The organism is Odoribacter splanchnicus DSM 20712 (assembly GCF_000190535.1).
Lineage (GTDB): Bacteria > Bacteroidota > Bacteroidia > Bacteroidales > Marinifilaceae > Odoribacter > Odoribacter splanchnicus.
Genome location: NC_015160.1, coordinates 2,178,642 through 2,195,223 on the forward strand (window position 1 = coordinate 2,178,642; position 16,582 = coordinate 2,195,223).

Annotated in this window: 13 protein-coding genes, 2 tRNA genes and 1 pseudogene; 10 read left to right on the forward strand and 6 right to left on the reverse strand. The window is 41.1% G+C overall.

Translation table 11 applies throughout. The annotated features are described in order from the left end of the window. Window positions 1-9 precede the first annotated feature (9 nt). The gene (gene pgl, locus ODOSP_RS09125; protein ID WP_013612052.1) at window positions 10-720 is read right to left on the reverse strand and encodes a 6-phosphogluconolactonase; all 711 of its coding nucleotides are present in this window, start codon (window positions 718-720) and stop codon (window positions 10-12) included. A 243-nt stretch (window positions 721-963) separates the two neighbouring features. Here pgl and ODOSP_RS09130 point away from each other — a divergent pair, with 243 nt between their 5' ends. Then, window positions 964-2,142, forward strand: a complete 1,179-nt coding sequence (locus tag ODOSP_RS09130) for a class I SAM-dependent rRNA methyltransferase (protein WP_041556620.1) — start codon at window positions 964-966, stop codon at window positions 2,140-2,142. 83 nt (window positions 2,143-2,225) lie between these two features. On the opposite strand, the gene glmM is transcribed toward ODOSP_RS09130, so the two are convergent. Both glmM and gcvH read right to left on the reverse strand, forming a co-directional pair. Beyond that, window positions 2,226-3,608 carry a phosphoglucosamine mutase gene (gene glmM, locus ODOSP_RS09135; protein ID WP_013612054.1) on the reverse strand — a complete coding sequence of 461 codons (1,383 nt, stop codon included), beginning with the start codon at window positions 3,606-3,608 and terminating at the stop codon, window positions 2,226-2,228. Window positions 3,609-3,738: 130 nt separating this feature from the next. Next, entirely contained in the window at window positions 3,739-4,113 is a 375-nt protein-coding gene (gene gcvH, locus ODOSP_RS09140) for a glycine cleavage system protein GcvH (RefSeq protein ID WP_013612055.1), read from the reverse strand. 329 nt (window positions 4,114-4,442) lie between these two features. On the opposite strand from gcvH, the gene ODOSP_RS09145 reads away from it, so the two are divergent. From ODOSP_RS09145 to ODOSP_RS09155, 3 genes are all read left to right on the forward strand, one after another. After that, window positions 4,443-4,516: transfer RNA gene (locus ODOSP_RS09145), tRNA-Asp, on the forward strand. A gap of 27 nt (window positions 4,517-4,543) precedes the next feature. Next, a tRNA-Asp gene (locus ODOSP_RS09150) sits at window positions 4,544-4,617 on the forward strand. A gap of 440 nt (window positions 4,618-5,057) precedes the next feature. Continuing rightward, window positions 5,058-6,365: an MATE family efflux transporter gene (locus ODOSP_RS09155; RefSeq protein ID WP_013612056.1), complete on the forward strand. Its 1,308-nt coding sequence runs from the start codon at window positions 5,058-5,060 to the stop codon at window positions 6,363-6,365. Between the two features lie 158 nt (window positions 6,366-6,523). Here ODOSP_RS09155 and ODOSP_RS09160 read toward each other — a convergent pair whose 3' ends face one another. Continuing rightward, entirely contained in the window at window positions 6,524-7,609 is a 1,086-nt protein-coding gene (locus ODOSP_RS09160) for a 6-bladed beta-propeller (RefSeq protein WP_041556622.1), read from the reverse strand. Between the two features lie 314 nt (window positions 7,610-7,923). Here ODOSP_RS09160 and ODOSP_RS09165 point away from each other — a divergent pair. Then, window positions 7,924-9,341 (forward strand): annotated as a pseudogene (locus tag ODOSP_RS09165) (alpha-L-arabinofuranosidase C-terminal domain-containing protein). 144 nt (window positions 9,342-9,485) lie between these two features. Here the strand turns inward: ODOSP_RS09165 and ODOSP_RS09170 are convergent. Together ODOSP_RS09170 and ODOSP_RS09175 are read right to left on the reverse strand one after the other, a co-directional pair. Next, window positions 9,486-10,487: an ornithine carbamoyltransferase gene (locus tag ODOSP_RS09170; RefSeq protein WP_013612058.1), complete on the reverse strand. Its 1,002-nt coding sequence runs from the start codon at window positions 10,485-10,487 to the stop codon at window positions 9,486-9,488. Window positions 10,488-10,591: 104 nt separating this feature from the next. Continuing rightward, on the reverse strand, window positions 10,592-11,551 hold the full coding sequence (locus ODOSP_RS09175) for a carbamate kinase (protein ID WP_013612059.1): 960 nt from the start codon (window positions 11,549-11,551) through the stop codon (window positions 10,592-10,594). 217 nt (window positions 11,552-11,768) lie between these two features. On the opposite strand from ODOSP_RS09175, the gene ODOSP_RS09180 reads away from it, so the two are divergent. The 5 genes from ODOSP_RS09180 (at window position 11,769) to trkA (ending at window position 16,571) form a co-directional block, all read left to right on the forward strand. Continuing rightward, window positions 11,769-12,134, forward strand: coding sequence for an FtsB family cell division protein (locus ODOSP_RS09180; RefSeq protein ID WP_013612060.1), 366 nt, complete (start codon window positions 11,769-11,771; stop codon window positions 12,132-12,134). A 4-nt stretch (window positions 12,135-12,138) separates the two neighbouring features. Then, a complete protein-coding gene (gene ruvX, locus ODOSP_RS09185) occupies window positions 12,139-12,564 on the forward strand; it encodes a Holliday junction resolvase RuvX (RefSeq protein WP_013612061.1) in 426 nt (141 codons plus the stop codon). Between the two features lie 13 nt (window positions 12,565-12,577). Next, on the forward strand, window positions 12,578-13,132 hold the full coding sequence (gene def / locus ODOSP_RS09190) for a peptide deformylase (protein ID WP_013612062.1): 555 nt from the start codon (window positions 12,578-12,580) through the stop codon (window positions 13,130-13,132). Between the two features lie 124 nt (window positions 13,133-13,256). Next, a complete protein-coding gene (locus ODOSP_RS09195; protein ID WP_349175109.1) occupies window positions 13,257-15,146 on the forward strand; it encodes a ComEC/Rec2 family competence protein in 1,890 nt (629 codons plus the stop codon). 84 nt (window positions 15,147-15,230) lie between these two features. Then, window positions 15,231-16,571 (forward strand): Trk system potassium transporter TrkA, encoded by a 1,341-nt coding sequence (gene trkA / locus ODOSP_RS09200; protein ID WP_013612064.1) that lies wholly within the window; start codon window positions 15,231-15,233, stop codon window positions 16,569-16,571. The last annotated feature ends 11 nt before the right edge of the window (window positions 16,572-16,582 follow it).

Sequence of the window (16,582 nt, forward strand, 5' to 3'; positions counted from 1 at the left end):
AATGCTTTTTTACTCCAGACTTACTTGCAAATCTGTAAAGATCATCGCTTCCGGCGCATGATTGATAATATAAGCCGCAGGGAGGACCGAGTTTTCTTCTGCATTGATCACTCTTTGTAAAATGCTTGTCTTTGCATTTCCCAATACAGGGATAAGAAGTAGTTTCGCATTCAATATCAAACTACCTGTCATTGTAATTCTTTTCTGTCCACTTTCCGGATGTTGGGATACTTTATAGCAACATTTTGCCGTTAGTAATTCCGGCGTTGAAGGAAAAATAGAAGCAGTATGTCCATCCTCTCCAATTCCCAGAATGATTGCGTCAAAACGAGGACAAGAGGCATATCCGGGTAGTTCCCATTTCACCAATTCCGAATAATGTTCGGCCTCTACTTCAGGCTCCCGTTCGCCATGAATACGATGGACATGGGCATGTGGAATATCCAAAGGCCGGAATAATAATTCATCCGCATGTTTGAAATTACTCTCCTCATCATCAGGAGAAACACATCGCTCATCCACCCAATAAAACCTCAATTGCTCCCATTTTATCTTCTCCCGGTATTCCCGAATCCAAAGCCCGAACATTTGTTGGGCCGTACCGGCACCCGACAATGCTAAATGGAACGGAGAGATTCCCCGCATATTCATTTTTTCTATCAATTGTTCTGTCATTGCACGCAAAGCATCTTCAGCAGAACCCAATACTTTAAGTCTCATCTATTTGTATTTATCGTATTAAACTTCTTAGGGGGCACTTCAGCTCAAAATTACATACCCCGACAATATTCGCAATTTATGAATTTTTAAGAACTTTTCCAACAAAAACAAGAAACTATCTCTCAAATATTCTTTGTGTATTACGCAATCGTTCGGTTTAGGGTTATAATATCGACTTTTAAAGAAACAGATCAAAGTTTTTTATCTATTTTTGCAGTCCAGTAATCAGTTATGCTTCATCTTATGAATAAAATCATACTAAAACCAGGAAAAGACCGTTCGGTATTTCGTTATCATCCTTGGATATTCTCAGGGGCAATCGCCAAAACAGAGGGGAAATTACAGGAAGGAGACCTGGTCAGAGTCTATAGTTCGGACAATCAATATCTGGCGACAGGGCATTACCAGATCGGTTCTATCGCAGTCCGAATTCTCACTTTTGAAGATGAAGAAATCGGTTATTCTTTTTGGCTACAACGAATTACAGCAGCCTATCACATGCGCCGAGCTATCGGTTTGACCGACAGAGCAGACAACGATACTTTCCGGTTGATCCATGGAGAAGGCGACAATCTTCCCGGATTAGTCGTCGATTATTATGCCGGTGTTGCTGTCGTTCAATTCCACTCCGTAGGTATGTACCTGGAACGGGAAAATATCACCCGGGCCCTACTCGAAACTTTAGGAAACAGATTAACCGCCATTTACGATAAATCGGAATCTACCCTTCCCTACAAAGCGGCGATCGATCCACATAACGGTTACTTATACGGGAAAGCGGATCATTTTATAGCACAGGAAAATGGGTTAAAATTCAATGTCGACTGGTTAGAAGGCCAGAAAACCGGTTTTTTTATCGACCAACGGGAAAACCGACATCTGCTCGAAAAATATGCCGGTAATAAACAGGTCTTAAACATGTTTTGTTACACCGGAGGTTTCTCTTTTTATGCCATGCGGGGAGGTGCCCGATCAGTACATTCCGTAGATGTCTCCACCCGGGCGATCGAATTGGCCAAACAAAACGTAGCACTCAATTTTCCCGGAGACAGGCGGCATGAAGCATTTGCAGAAGAAGCTTTCAGATTTCTGGAACAATCTCACAATAAATACGACTTGATCATTCTAGACCCTCCGGCATTCGCGAAACATCAGAATGTACTCAACAATGCCATCCAGGGATATAAAAAACTGAACCGGAAAGGCATTGAAGTAGTCAAACCCGGTGGGATCATTTTCACCTTCTCCTGCTCACAAGTCATGACTAAGGAACTGTTCCGTCAGACCGTATTCACAGCAGCAGCCAACACAGGAAGGAAAGTACGTATCCTCCACCAGTTAACCCAACCGGCAGATCATCCGGTAAGCATATACCACCCGGAAGGCGAATACCTGAAAGGCTTGGTATTATATGTCGAATAATATACAGCCTATCGTTTTCCGGTTTATCCGGAAAACGATAAATAAGCCTTACGGTCACTGCTTACAGTTCAATTTCTCACGCTCTAAAACGTACTTTTAGCTGCGGCAATCACTTCCTCTGCCAATTGATTGGCAGCAGCCTCGTCTTTAGCTTCCGAGTAAATACGGATGATCGGTTCAGTATTCGATTTCCGTAAATGCACCCATCCTTGTGCAAAATCGATTTTTACCCCGTCGATATCTGTCACTTTTTCTGTGGCATATCTCTCTTTCAGTCCTTCCAGAATTTTATCTACATCCATATCGGGGGAAAGGGTCATCTTATTCTTCGAGATAAAATATGGCGGATAGGTACTTTTCAATTCGGTCATCTTCTTGCTCTGGGCAACGTAATGGGACAAGAATAATCCAACTCCGACCAAAGCATCCCGCCCGTAATGACTTTCCGGGTAGATCACACCACCATTCCCTTCTCCACCGATCACCGAATGCGTTCGTTTCATCTCGGCAACCACATTCACTTCTCCCACTGCAGCAGCATGATATTGTTGTCCATAAGCTTCTGTCACATCTTTCAAAGCCCTGGAAGAAGATAAATTAGACACGGTATTGCCTGGGGTGTGTTTCAATACGTAATCAGCTACTGCCACTAAGGTATACTCTTCTCCGAACATTTCACCGTTCTCGGAGATCAAAGCCAGCCGATCGACATCCGGATCGACCACGATTCCCAGGTCTGCACGGGATTCTTTCATTTTAGCAGCAATCTGAGTCAGGTTTTCAGGTATCGGTTCCGGATTATGAGCGAAATGTCCGGTAGGTTCACAGTTCAATTCAATGATCTCTTTTACCCCCAAGGCCCGCAATAAAGCCGGAATGACAACACCTCCTACCGAATTTACCGCATCCACGACAACTTTAAGATCAGCCTGAGCTATCGCATCCCGATTCACTAATTTTAACGCCAGCACCTGATCGATATGATATGGGGTATAATCCTTTTCTACAACAGTACCCAATTCATCCACCTCAGCATACTCGAACTCTTCTTTTGCCGCCAATTTCAAGACTTGTTCCCCATCGGCTGCCGATAAAAATTCTCCCCGGCTATTCAATAATTTCAGCGCATTCCATTGCTTTGGATTATGACTGGCTGTCAGAATGATACCTCCATCCGCTTTCTCGGCAGTCACAGCAATCTCTGTTGTCGGCGTCGTGGCTAAACCGATATTGACCACATCGTGTCCCAAACCCGTCAATGTTGCAGCCACCAATTTGGCATACATATCGCCCGACACCCGGGCATCCCTACCCAGAACTATTTTAGCCTTTTTTTTCCCGGCACCTGTCTTCAGCCAGGTTGCATAGGCAGAAACAAACTTCACGATATCCAGCGGGGTAAGATTATCTCCGGGACAACCACCGACAGTTCCCCGGATACCCGAAATTGATTTTATCAAAGTCATATCTTTAAATTTTAGATTTCATTTCAATAGAAATTCAAAATTATAAAAAATCAGTTAGTCTGCCTAATATACATAAAAAAAGCTGTATTACTTACACGTAATACAGCCTTAATTATCTCATTCCAAGGACTTAAATTATCGCTTTGTATGCATCAGCATTCAACAGTCCATCCAATTCAGTCTCATCACTGATTTTAATTTTTACAATCCATCCTTTTCCATATGGATCCTTATTCACTAATTCAGGTTCACCTTCGAGCTCTTCATTAAATTCGAGCACTTCACCTGCCACCGGTAAATAAAGATCAGAAACAGTTTTCACAGCCTCGATGGTACCGAAAGTTTCACCTGCTTCCAATGCATCTCCGACTGTTTCACATTCAACGAAAACGATATCGCCCAATTGACTTTGAGCATAGTCTGTGATTCCTACAACTGCTTCCTCACCTTCTACACGAATCCATTCGTGTTCTTTGGTGTACTTTAATTCTGCTGGTACGTTCATTATTAATGATTTAGATTTAATAATTTTAAATATTTACACATTAGTCTGTCACCGGACTAACCTGAAAACAAATCCAGTTTATTATTTGTTTTAACTAAGGCCAAAGTTAATGAAAAAGTCAAAAAAGCACATTTTTTCCCAAGATTTATTTTCCATTTCTCATTGTTCTATTCAACCTTCTCATTCTGAATTTCTTATTACAGCGACAAAATAATTTCCACAAAATTTCTTCTCTTTTTTTGATAAAATATTTGCAGATTCAAAAAAACGTCCTACATTTGCACTCGCAATTGAGAACAACAGCGGTTGTTTGATGCATAAATAAAAAAGGTGCGGTAGTTCAGCTGGTTAGAATACAGGCCTGTCACGCCTGGGGTCGCGGGTTCGAGTCCCGTCCGCACCGCTTTTTTGAAATGATGAAAATAATTTTGGTGCGGTAGTTCAGCTGGTTAGAATACAGGCCTGTCACGCCTGGGGTCGCGGGTTCGAGTCCCGTCCGCACCGCCTGATAAAGACGGAAAAAATAAGAAAAGTCCTGAGGTTTAATACTTTGGGACTTTTTCTTTTTCCACTCACCCAAGCTAAAGTATCCGAAAATAGTGTCCCTAAAAGTGTGTATGTATCTTCTTTTCTCATTTTTGCAAAGTTATTTTTGTTTTTAATAAAATAAACTCGATTCTAAAAAAGTTGGAAACACGATCATCGAAACAGAATTATTTTCTATACTTTTGTCCTGCAATCGATTAACAAAAAGTATTCACTTCCAATGAAACTCTGTATATAGCTACGCTCGACGAATAGCTCCACATAATAAAGCTATTCAGCTATCAGACAAATACTTCCAGAAATTTGTCCTGAGTTTTATATCTTTTTATTTATGAATTTACGAACTGAAGCAACTGCTTGTGTACAGCAAGTCAGATCGTACTATTTACAGTTGAGCGATGAATTATACCTATAAACAAATCTGGCTCATCAACTTTCCGGTGATGATGAGCATTTTAATGGAACAACTGATCAATATTACAGATGCAACCTTTTTAGGCCATGTCGGAGAAATAGAATTAGGAGCTTCTGCCATTGCCGGAATTTATTATCTGGCCGTTTATATGCTTGGGTTCGGATTCAGTATCGGATTGCAAGTGATGATTGCCCGAAAAAACGGAGAACAAGATTACCAAGAAACAGGCAAAATATTTTTTCAAGGGTTATTGTTTCTAATGGGACTAGCCCTCTTTCTTTACCTAACGGTACATATCGTTTCGCCAGTCATTTTCAAAAGATCGATCAATTCTCCCGAAATTTACCAGGCAATTATCCGATATCTGGATTGGCGTAGCCTGGGATTATTGTTTTCATTTCCTTTTTTAGCTATACGTTCCTTCCTTGTCGGCATAACGTATACCCGGGCTCTATCAGGAGCAGCTATCGTTGCAATAGGGATCAATATTCCTCTCAACTACTTCCTGATATTCATGCAGCATTTAGGCATATCCGGAGCGGCTATCGCCTCTTCACTGGCAGAAGGAGGTTCTTTCATTACCTTATGCATCTATATGTGGATAAAAATAGACAAAATAAAATATGGTTTACGGACAGTCTATGATGGACAATTACTCATCGCAGTACTCAAATTATCGGTATGGAGCATGTTTCATGCTTTTATCAGTGTAGCTCCCTGGTTCCTGTTTTTTGTAGGTATCGAACATTTAGGCAAAACCGAATTAGCTGTTTCTAATATCACCAGAAGTGTCTCCGCTCTATTTTTTGTCATCGTTAATTCCTTCGCTGTCACCACCGGAGCATTAATCAGTAATTCCATAGGAGCAGGAGAAAAAGCAAATCTCTTCCCTATCTGCCGAAAAATTCTAAAATTGGGGTATTCCATCGGTATCCCCTTGATTGGCATTGTCCTGATCTGCCACCGATCGATTATAGGAATCTATACAACCGATGAATCATTGATACAATCGGCTGTTGCACCTTTGGTTGTCACATTGCTGAATTATTCATTTGCTTTACCCGGTTATGTTTACCTCAATGCAGTCGGTGGTACCGGAAAAACAAAGATCACTTTTATATTTCAGGCCATCGCAACAGGCATATACTTAATTTATCTGTATGGATTAAATAACAGTACAAATACCACACTAACGCTATACTTAACAGCTGAATATCTTTTTGTAATTTTATTGGCCTTACAATCCATCGTCTATCTGAAAAGAAACACTATTAAAAAACAAATAAAATGATGTCGAAAATATATCCTCGTACCGGAGACAAACAAACGGTATACCTACCCGCAAACTCTGTAAACGCATTGACACTATGGCTATAAAGGATTACCCAAAAGTCTCGATGACAGCTTAATATTTTTAAGCTTAGCCGCGGAGTATTTCCAGTACCCAAGTTACTTTTTCATTTTATAAATTAACAAAGCCATCCCATCCTCCAAATGTTTTTCGAACTCTGCATCAGCCCGGGGAAAACCGGATTCGACGTGCTCGTCGTAAAACTCTTTATTGACGATCACTTCGATAAAATGTCCCTGAGTATCACAGCAATCCGGAAAAGCCATATAAGGAGAGGAAACTTCGGAAGGATTTGCAAGCAACTGCCCGGACGGTACATGAAAAAGATAACATTCGTCCAAATCTTTTTTCCTTACTTCCATTGCGATATAGTCTCCGTCAACAACCGGAGTTTCGTATATATAGTTACAAGAACCTCCGATTATCAAGTCATAGTCCCCGCGGTAAGATTCCGGAATCTGATTCACACCGAAATCGATCCGGATTCTTCTCAGACTATCCGGATTTGCTTTATCCAGTATAACGAACGAATCGTTCATACACCAATTAAAAACCACTTCCCGGTCGTTTGAAGTAAAATAGACCTCTTTTCCTATAGGATCGCCTTCTTCCTCAAAAGGCAACAGGCGTTGAATAATATTCAGATCGTTGTCCGTAATCAAAAGACGATAAGAAGGTTGAGAGGGAGGTAAATGCCCATCTTTGAAAAAACAAAAAGTAAAAATCATCCGTCCCCGACTCAAAGTCTCGAAATCCCAAGCAATAAAAGCCATTTTTTTCTTGGCAACATAGGCCCCCGTCCGGTTGTCAAAAACATGAAGACCGGGCAGAAAAGTATCTAACACATAAAGACAGGAGTCGTCGACGGCAAAACTTTTGATCTGAAGATACTCTCCACTGCCACGCCCCTGCCGGTCGATCACATACTGAAACCTTCCTATTGTATCGTAGACAACTATTTTGTGATTGGAAAAATCCCCCAGATAGATCTTATCTTCCCTGCAAACCATTTTATTTACATAAGCCAGTAAAGCTTCGTCTTTATCTTCCAATTTCAAGTATTTTACAGTATCGATATATTCCAGGATAGGTGTGTTAACAGAAGGGGGAAAAGATATCGTCAGATCTGCATTCACTTCCTTATTTCCGCATCCCTCTTCGCAAGCGTATAGACTGCATACCATAAGCAAAAAAATACAAACGTTCCTCATCTTTCTAAAAAATTATCCACCCCCTATCAACTTGCTTTTGCTCAAGTCAATTTCAAAGGTTATTGCCTTACATTTATGTCTGCAATATACCTAAAATTATACATTTCCCCCAATTCATCGATTTAAAATTATGCTGATTATCCCTTCTCCCTCAGCACAACAAACATAAGTGTTGAAATTACGTTTTTATAATGTTTAGCTATACACTGACCTTTTACAAGTATTTTTCTACCTAAAAAATAAATTTTTGAATGTATTATTACATAAAATTCAAAATTTGCCAAACAATGATAAAACTCAACAGATTATTTACAGGCTTATTTTTGTCCGCCCACCTATTGGTACAAAGTCAAATCCACGAAATGAACATTTCGACCAACAAACCGGGAGCTCCCATTCAGCTTACCATGTACGGTCTCTTTTTTGAAGACATCAATTATGGTGCAGACGGAGGATTGTATGCAGAATTAATCAAAAACCGCTCTTTCGAATTCCCTTAATCTTTGATGGGCTGGCAAACATTCGGAAAGCTAGAAGTAAAGAATGACGGTCCGTTCGAATACAACCCTCATTATGTTCGCCTCTCTCCCTCCGGTTATCCCCATAAATGGACAAGCCTGGAAAATGAAGGTTATTTCGGTATCGGTGTAAAAAAAGGAGAACAATACCGCTTCAGCGTCTGGACACGTATACCTGACGGGAAAGAAGCTGTAAATTACCAAAGTTACGGTTGGGGATTTTTTGAGCTTTTCCAATTAGCCGAAGAAATCGGAGCGACACCACTTCCGGTTTTAAGCTATGGCCCGGCTTGCCAGTTCCAGAATAACAATGCTTCTACTCACATAGCTCCCGACGATCTCGCTCCTTATATTCAGGATGCTTTGGAATTGATCGAGTTCGCTAACAATACTCCGAGTACAACCTGGGGCAAAATACAGGCAGAAATGGACCATCCGGAATACCTATCCGGAAATTCAGATTATCGGCAGTTCGGGTCCGAATTCCTAAGGAGATCAATTCGACTATCTATGGCCGGAAATAAAACGCCTACAAGTAGACCTGGTCAACGAATATTTTTACAGACCGGAAAGCTGGTTTTTATCCCAAGGTAACCGGTATGATCGATATGACCGTAAAGGTCCTAAAGTTTTCGCAGGAGAGTATGCTTGTCATGGTCGGGGGAAAAATGGAATCATTTCAATGCAGCACTTTTGGAAACAGCCTTTATGACGGGAATGGAACGGAACGCCGACGTAATCCACATGGCCACTTATGCACCACCTCTCTTTGCCCGTACAGAGGGATGGCAATGGCGACCGGATATGATTTGGTTCGACAATCTACATGCCGTACGCACTAGTAGTTATTATGTACAACAACTATTTTCGAGAAATAAAGGTAATCAGGTACTCCCCCTAACGATGAATCAAAAGCCTGTTGCCGGCAATGACGATCAGTACGGCCTCTTTGCCAGCGCGGTTTGGGATAACGATACCCGGGAAATTATTGTGAAGGTAGTCGATACTTCCGGGCAACCTCAGAAGCTGGCATTCAATTTCGACGGATTGCCCCCCAGGAAAGACTGACAAACGGAACTTGCATCCAACTCCGGTCCAATGAACCGAGACTAGAAAACACCCTGGAGCAGTCCAATTTGATCCAACCGGACGAATTTCCGATTCAATTTTCCGGCAAAACGCTGTAGCAAACCATTCCTGCCAGTACTTTTGCTATCTATAAATTCCAAAAAGAAATAGCAGGACAAATAAAATAAGTTAACCTTCGGTTACTGAAAACAAAAAAACGTGCCAGGGAAAACCTGACACATTTCTTTTGCCGAGAGTTCATTTTAGTCACCCAGAGTGGCAACCATCACAGCTTTAATCGTATGCATACGGTTTTCAGCTTCATCGAATACGATAGAATTCGGAGATTCGAATACATCTTCCGTCACTTCGATACCGTTCAGGCCGAATTGTTTATGTACATCACGACCTACCTGAGTTTCCAGATTATGGTAAGCGGGCAGACAGTGCATAAATTTACAATTCTTATTTCCTGTCATTTCCATCACTTTTGCATTCACCTGATAAGGCATCAACAATTTAATCCGTTCTGCCCATACTTCGGCAGGTTCTCCCATAGATACCCATACGTCGGTATATAAGAAATCACATCCTTTCACTCCGGCTTCTACATTATCGGTTACAGTCACCGTTGCACCCGTTTCCTTTGCAATCTCCTGACAAGTAGCGATCAATTCGGCAGCCGGTTGTAAAGCTTTAGGTGCAACAATCCGAACATCCATACCCATTTTAGCACCACCGACCATCAAAGAATTACCCATATTGAAACGAGCATCTCCCAAATAAGCAAAAGTTACTTTGTTCAGGGGTTTATCGGTATGTTCCGACATAGTCAGGAAGTCAGCCAGGATCTGAGTCGGATGGAATTCATTGGTCAAACCGTTCCAAACAGGTACACCGGCATATTTAGCCAATTCTTCAACAATATCCTGAGCAAATCCACGATATTCGATACCATCGTACATTCTCCCGAGTACACGGGCCGTATCTTTCATCGATTCTTTCACACCGATCTGCGATCCGGTAGGGCCCAGATAGGTGGCATGAGCACCCTGATCATAGGCAGCCACTTCAAAAGCACAACGGGTACGGGTTGAAGTCTTTTCAAATATTAAAGCGATATTTTTACCTTTCAAACGGGGCTGTTCAGTTCCGGCATATTTTGCTCTTTTCAGATCGGCAGCCAGATCCAACATGTATTTAATCTCTGCGGGGGTGAAGTCCAACAACTTCAGAAAATTCCTGTTTCTTAAATTAAAAGCCATAATCTTCTTTATTTTAAATTGTAAATTTCAGATTCCAAAATCCTGGTAATGGACAAAAGTATAAAAAATAAACTAATTCTAACACTAATTTCGTACACCTATTCTTAATCGTAATGCATGGTAATTTTAGAACCGTAACGACGATCTTCCAGCTTAGTAGCTTCGGTGATTACCGCTTTCTGTCCACCTTTCTCGACAAAAGAAAGACAAGCCCGGATCTTCGGTGCCATACTTCCTTCTCCGAAAGTCCCGGCTTCCAGATATTTCATCGCATCGGCATAATCGAGGAACTCCAAAACCTCTTGGGTCGGTTTACGGAAATCTTTATAAATATAAGGGACATCGGTCAGAATATACAACTCATCGGCTTTCACCCTTGCTCCGATCATTGCCGAAGCCAAATCCTTATCGATCACTCCTTCGAGCGGCTGCAACATTCCTTCCCCATCCACATATACAGGGATACCGCCACCTCCACCGGTGATCACAATACTTCCCGAACGAGCCATCCGTTCCACCAAAGCAGCATTTTTAAAATCGATAGGGGCAGGAGACGGTACTACTCTTCTCCACCCTCCTTCTACTTTAATCTCTTCTTTAAAAATCCATCCATGTTCTGCAGCCAATTTATCTGCTTCTTCGCGGGTATAAATTCTACCAACCCGTTTAGTCGGATTTTGTAATGCCGGATCGTGCTCGTCGACAACGACCTGAGAAATCATAGAAACAACATGCCGGGTAAGTCCGTGTTCCCGGAGTATATTCCGCAAATTTCTCTCGATCATATAGCCGATCTCACCTTGTGAATAAGCCACACACATATCTAATGTCATGGGAGGTAACCCATACATTTTTACTCCGGCATCGTCACTCATCAGGATATTTCCTACCTGAGGACCGTTTCCGTGAGTAATAATCAGATTATACCCTTCACGAACCAGATAAATCAGATTCTCCAAAGTCTCCCGGATATTTTGGTTCTGTTCTTCGACAGTACCTTTCTGATTGCCTCTCAGTATGGCATTTCCCCCCAAAGCAATCACAGCTAATTTCTTTTCTTCCATATATTTCCTTTTAAATTGTTTCTAATTTCATCGTTCTCATTTTATTTCTTAACTAAAACCAGACGACAGATTCATATTCTTTACTTTCAGGAGCACATCCTCCTCTACAAATTTAGGAAAATAAGCTGTTCGAAAAATAGCAAAATGACGATTTTCAGCAACTGCAAACGTTTGATAATCAACAACAGGTATAATTATTCCGTGGATTTTTATAATTATGCGGCGCAAAATCGGAACTTTGATCGTTTTTTCTTATCTTTGCAAAACTATGCAAGAAAAGGATAAAAATACGAGTAACAGCGTTTGGGTGAGCAGATTAATGAACAAATATACCATTACCCTGCTTATTTTTTTGGTGTGGCTTGCTTTTTTTGACCGGAACAGCCTGGTAGGTAAAATGCAATTGCGAGGAAAAATCGCCACTTTGAAAAAAGAAAAAGCTTACTACCAGAATAAGATAGAAGAAGATAACCGGAAAATGAAGGAATTATTGAGTAATAAAGATAATCTCGAGAAATTTGCCAGAGAACAATACCTTATGAAAAATAAAAACGAAGATATCTTTGTTATCCTAAATAAATAGGAACGTGGGAAGAATACTGGCCATCGATTACGGGAAAAAAAGAGTCGGTTTAGCAGTGAGCGATCCTTGCGGAATTATAGCAACAGGCTTGCAAACCGTTTTATCTCAAGAGATATTCCGATTTCTGGAAGCATATTTATCCCATGAAAAAGTAGATCTTTTTGTTGTCGGTCACCCCAAACAGATGGATAACAGCGACTCGGAAAGTATGACCTATATCAAGCCTTTCCTGAGTGGTTTGAAACGCAGATTCCCGCATATCCCCATAGTCATGTATGACGAACGCTTTACTTCTGTTCTGGCTCATAAAGCCCTCTTAGAAGGAGGTGCCAAAAAAAAGACACGTCAGGATAAAGCTTTAATCGACACGATGAGTGCAACCATTATCCTGACTTCTTACATGGAACAACAACGGAATTTAAAAATTTAAAAGCTTTACATATATGTTTTTACCTATAGTAGTCTACGGACACCCGATCTTACGTAAAATTTCAGAAGATATCACCCCCGAATACCCCGAACTGGATAAATTCATCCGGGATCTTTTTCAAACGATGGACGAAGCAGACGGAGTCGGCCTGGCAGCTCCGCAAGTCGGACGAAATATCCGTATATTCGTTGTCGATGCAAATGCTTTCGAAGAAATGGATCCTGATTGTAAAGGTTTCAGAAAAGCCTTTATCAATGCGCATATCCTCGAACGTTGGGGAGATGAAATCAGCCGCAACGAAGGATGTATCAGTATCCCCGGCATCCACGAAGACGTCAAACGCCCCAACTGTATACGAATCAGCTATATGGACGAGCAAGGACAAGAACACGAAGAGGAGTTTTGCGGTATTAAAGCCTGGATCATCCAACACGAATACGATCACCTGGAAGGTATTCTGTTTACAGATCATCTGTCTGCTTTAAAAAAGAGAATTCTGAAAAATAAGCTGAATAATATCAGTACCGGAAAATTCAAACCTGCTTATCGGGTAATTCTTCCCAAATAAACCGCTCAAAATATTGGATAATTGAAAATTTTTCCGTAATTTATACAAGAAAAATTTTCAATTATTTTATGCAGGTGTAACTTTCAATTATAAGTATCCTTTTATCTATCTGTTAGCGGCTCTTATCGGAGGTATTCTTATCGATATGCCGTTGATAGCGGCTATTTACTGTTTCTTCATCGGCCTGTTTCTCGTTTTACTAAGTTTCATTTTTCAATTGTCTCCCGGCTGGAAAGAACTATTTTTAATTGTAACGGTCCTAAGTTACGGATTCGTTATTTCTGCTCCGCCTCTTTTTACTCCTTTTCCCGACAAAATCTATCGCATCGATGGCCGGTGTAATGAAATACTCCCACACCATAATCTGATCTTATCCGTGAGCAATCAAAACTACTATCTCAGTCATTTTTATACCGATACCATTTATATGCCTGGCGACTCCCTGCATTTCAATGCCCGTATACTCCCTTTCCGACAGAATGCCAATCCCGGTGAATTCAGTTATGCCCGCTATTTAAAACAAAAAAACGTTTTTTTTCATCTACTACCGGTTAGTCCCATCCGGCAAAACGGTCATTCGGACGATTTATACACCGTTTTCGATCATCTTCGCAAGAAATGGCTAAGTAAGACCCATCGGTTATTTTCAGACTCTACCTGTTGCCAACTCGTAAACGCTCTCTGTCTGGGATATAAAAACGACCTCGACAGCGAGGTACAAAATCTGTTTATCTCGACGGGAACAGTCCATCTTTTATCGGTCTCCGGTCTGCATACCGGTGCTATTTACTTATTTATACTGTTTATTTTCAAAAGTATCGGTTTCCCTTCCCGTAAAATTACTTTTGTGGTACTCCCGATTCTTTGGTGTTACGTTTGTCTCACCGGTTTATCCCCATCCGTTGTCAGGGCTGCAACGATCCTTTCTTTTATTCATATCGGTCAATATTTCAACCGATCCTATACCCCTCTGAACTCTGTTGCAGCAGCAGCTTTTCTAACCTTATCGTTTCATCCCTCGAATTTGTATTCACTCAGTTTCCTGTTATCGTACAGCGCTTATACCGGTATACTGACTATTTATCCTTTTTTATATCGATTTGCCGGAAAGCTCCCCCTTTTTCCGGCTAAAATATATGCCTGTTGCTGTATTACAATTGCAGCTCAATTGCCGACTCTTCCTATCAGCGCCTATTATTTCCATACGATCAATTTGAACGGCTTCTTAGCCAACCTGGTCGCGGTTCCATTAGCTACTTTTCTGCTCTATGCCGCCATGCTTTGTCTGATACTCCCCTTTCTACTCAGTCAGTACCTGGCTTGGATTCCGGAAGTGACAGAAAAAATAATCATGGGATTTCTGCATATCTTCGCTCCTTACAGTTTCAACCTGCATCACTTGTATCCCTCTGTTCCCACCGTTTTATTGTCCTATATCAGTTTGATTTTTCTATATCTCTATTTTACCAAACCCGGGAAAAAATGGAGAAGATATTCCATGTTCACTCTCTTTATTCTCTTATGCTGGAATATATCCTCCCATTTTTATCTTGCCAATCGCCAGGAAATCATCGTATTTCAACTTCCTCAAAAAAGTGCTATCATACTGAATTATAAGGGATATTATACTTATTTACTCCGGACTTCCGACAGCCTACCGCAAACGCAACCCTATATCGCTCAGAACAATCTCCGGTCATTACCCGACCATCAAGGCTTTCTGGGTAACGGACTCAGCTATCATTCCGGACAGCTCTGTTCTTTAAAAGACACTCTAACAATCGCATCCGCCTCAAATCTTCCCCTAACGAAAGGTCAGATACTAATCGTAACCCATAATCTCAGTCCGGAAAAAATATTTTCTCCTGAAGAACACCGATATCCGGCACAAATAGTCCTTGACGGTTCCAATACAGCATTTAACATTCGTTTATGGGACAAATTTTGCCGTCAGCATCATCTCACCCTCATCAACACGGCAGAAACCGGAAGCTTCCGGTATTCCCTCCGATAAAGTTTTAGTATAAACACTGGCTTAATCTATTATTTTCAGTAAATTTGCAATCCAATAAAATGAAATCAAAATATTTCACAAACAATGAACATCGTTATCGCCGGAGCTGGAGCTGTCGGTACACATTTGGCTAAGATGCTTAGCCGGCAAGAACACAACATTATGCTGATCGATACAAATCAGGATAAACTGGAAGATCTGGAAAGCCAGATCGATATCCTCTCTATCGTCGGTTCGTGTACTTCAATCGGTGCTCTGAAAGATGCAGAAGTCGGAAAATGTGATTTATATATTGCTGTAAATCCTCAGGAAGATCAGAATATCAATTCTGCTATATTGGCCAAAAAACTAGGAGCTAAACGAACGATCGCCCGGGTCAATAACAGTGAATATCTGGAAATCGAAAATGCAGAATACCTGCGTTCTATCGGTATCGATTCACTGATCTATCCGGAACGGTTGGCAGCCGAAGAAATCGTTGCTTCGCTAAAACAAATCGGTTCCAGGCAGATGCATGAGTTTTCGGACGGACGTCTGCAATTGCTAGGGATAAAACTTTGGGATAATGCGCTTATCCTCAATCATACCTTGATCAAAATGGCAGAAATCTATGGAGCCGATCAGTTCCGGATCGTTGCCATCAAACGCCACAACCATACCATCATCCCCCGGGGAAACGACGAATTGAAATATGGAGATCTGGTTTTTATCGTCACCCGGCCTTCTTTTATTTCGAATGTTTTCGCCTTATGTGGTAAAGAACAATTTGAAATCAAAAATATAGTAATTGTCGGAGCTTCCAGAATAGGTATAAAAACAGCCTCTCTGCTGGAAAAAAATTACCATGTCAAGATTATCGAGAAAGACCGTGAAAAATGCATCCAACTGGCCGACAAACTAAAATCTACGCTGGTGATTAACGGGGACGGACGAGATCTTACTTTACTGAGGGAAGAAGGTATTAAAAATGTAGACGCTTTTATCAGTCTGACAGGTTCTTCAGAAACCAATATATTGTCTTGCCTCTTAGCTAAAAAAATGGGGGTCAAGAAAAGTGTAGCCGAAGTGGAAAATATCGATTACATCGACCTGGCAGAAAATATCGGAATCGGTACGTTAATCAATACCAAACTGATTGCAGCCTCCCATATTTACCGTTACACCATGAATGTCGATGTCCGCCATCTGAAATTTTTAACTTTTTCAGAAGCAGAAGTATTCGAACTGGAAGCTCAGCCTGGGTCTAAAATCACAAAGTATTCTTTACAAGATGTTCACTTCCCGGACGATGCTACTGTCGGAGGAGTATTCCGGGGCGACGAAACCATTATAGCTAAAGGTGATGTGCAGATACAGGCCGGGGATACGGTAGTGATCTTTGCTCTGCAAAATGCTGTCAAAAAAGTAATTAAATATTTCCAATAAATTTTTTCAGA

Coding starts and splice junctions, on each gene's coding strand:
- ODOSP_RS09170 (WP_013612058.1), bottom strand. CDS start 10,487: ATGGCTTTTAATTTAAGAAACAGGAATTTTCTGAAGTTGTTGGACTTC.
- ODOSP_RS09155 (WP_013612056.1), top strand. CDS start 5,058: ATGAATTATACCTATAAACAAATCTGGCTCATCAACTTTCCGGTGATG.
- trkA (WP_013612064.1), top strand. CDS start 15,231: ATGAACATCGTTATCGCCGGAGCTGGAGCTGTCGGTACACATTTGGCT.
- ODOSP_RS09180 (WP_013612060.1), top strand. CDS start 11,769: ATGCGGCGCAAAATCGGAACTTTGATCGTTTTTTCTTATCTTTGCAAA.
- def (WP_013612062.1), top strand. CDS start 12,578: ATGTTTTTACCTATAGTAGTCTACGGACACCCGATCTTACGTAAAATT.
- gcvH (WP_013612055.1), bottom strand. CDS start 4,113: ATGAACGTACCAGCAGAATTAAAGTACACCAAAGAACACGAATGGATT.
- glmM (WP_013612054.1), bottom strand. CDS start 3,608: ATGACTTTGATAAAATCAATTTCGGGTATCCGGGGAACTGTCGGTGGT.
- pgl (WP_013612052.1), bottom strand. CDS start 720: ATGAGACTTAAAGTATTGGGTTCTGCTGAAGATGCTTTGCGTGCAATG.
- ODOSP_RS09175 (WP_013612059.1), bottom strand. CDS start 11,551: ATGGAAGAAAAGAAATTAGCTGTGATTGCTTTGGGGGGAAATGCCATA.
- ODOSP_RS09160 (WP_041556622.1), bottom strand. CDS start 7,609: ATGGTATGCAGTCTATACGCTTGCGAAGAGGGATGCGGAAATAAGGAA.
- ODOSP_RS09130 (WP_041556620.1), top strand. CDS start 964: ATGAATAAAATCATACTAAAACCAGGAAAAGACCGTTCGGTATTTCGT.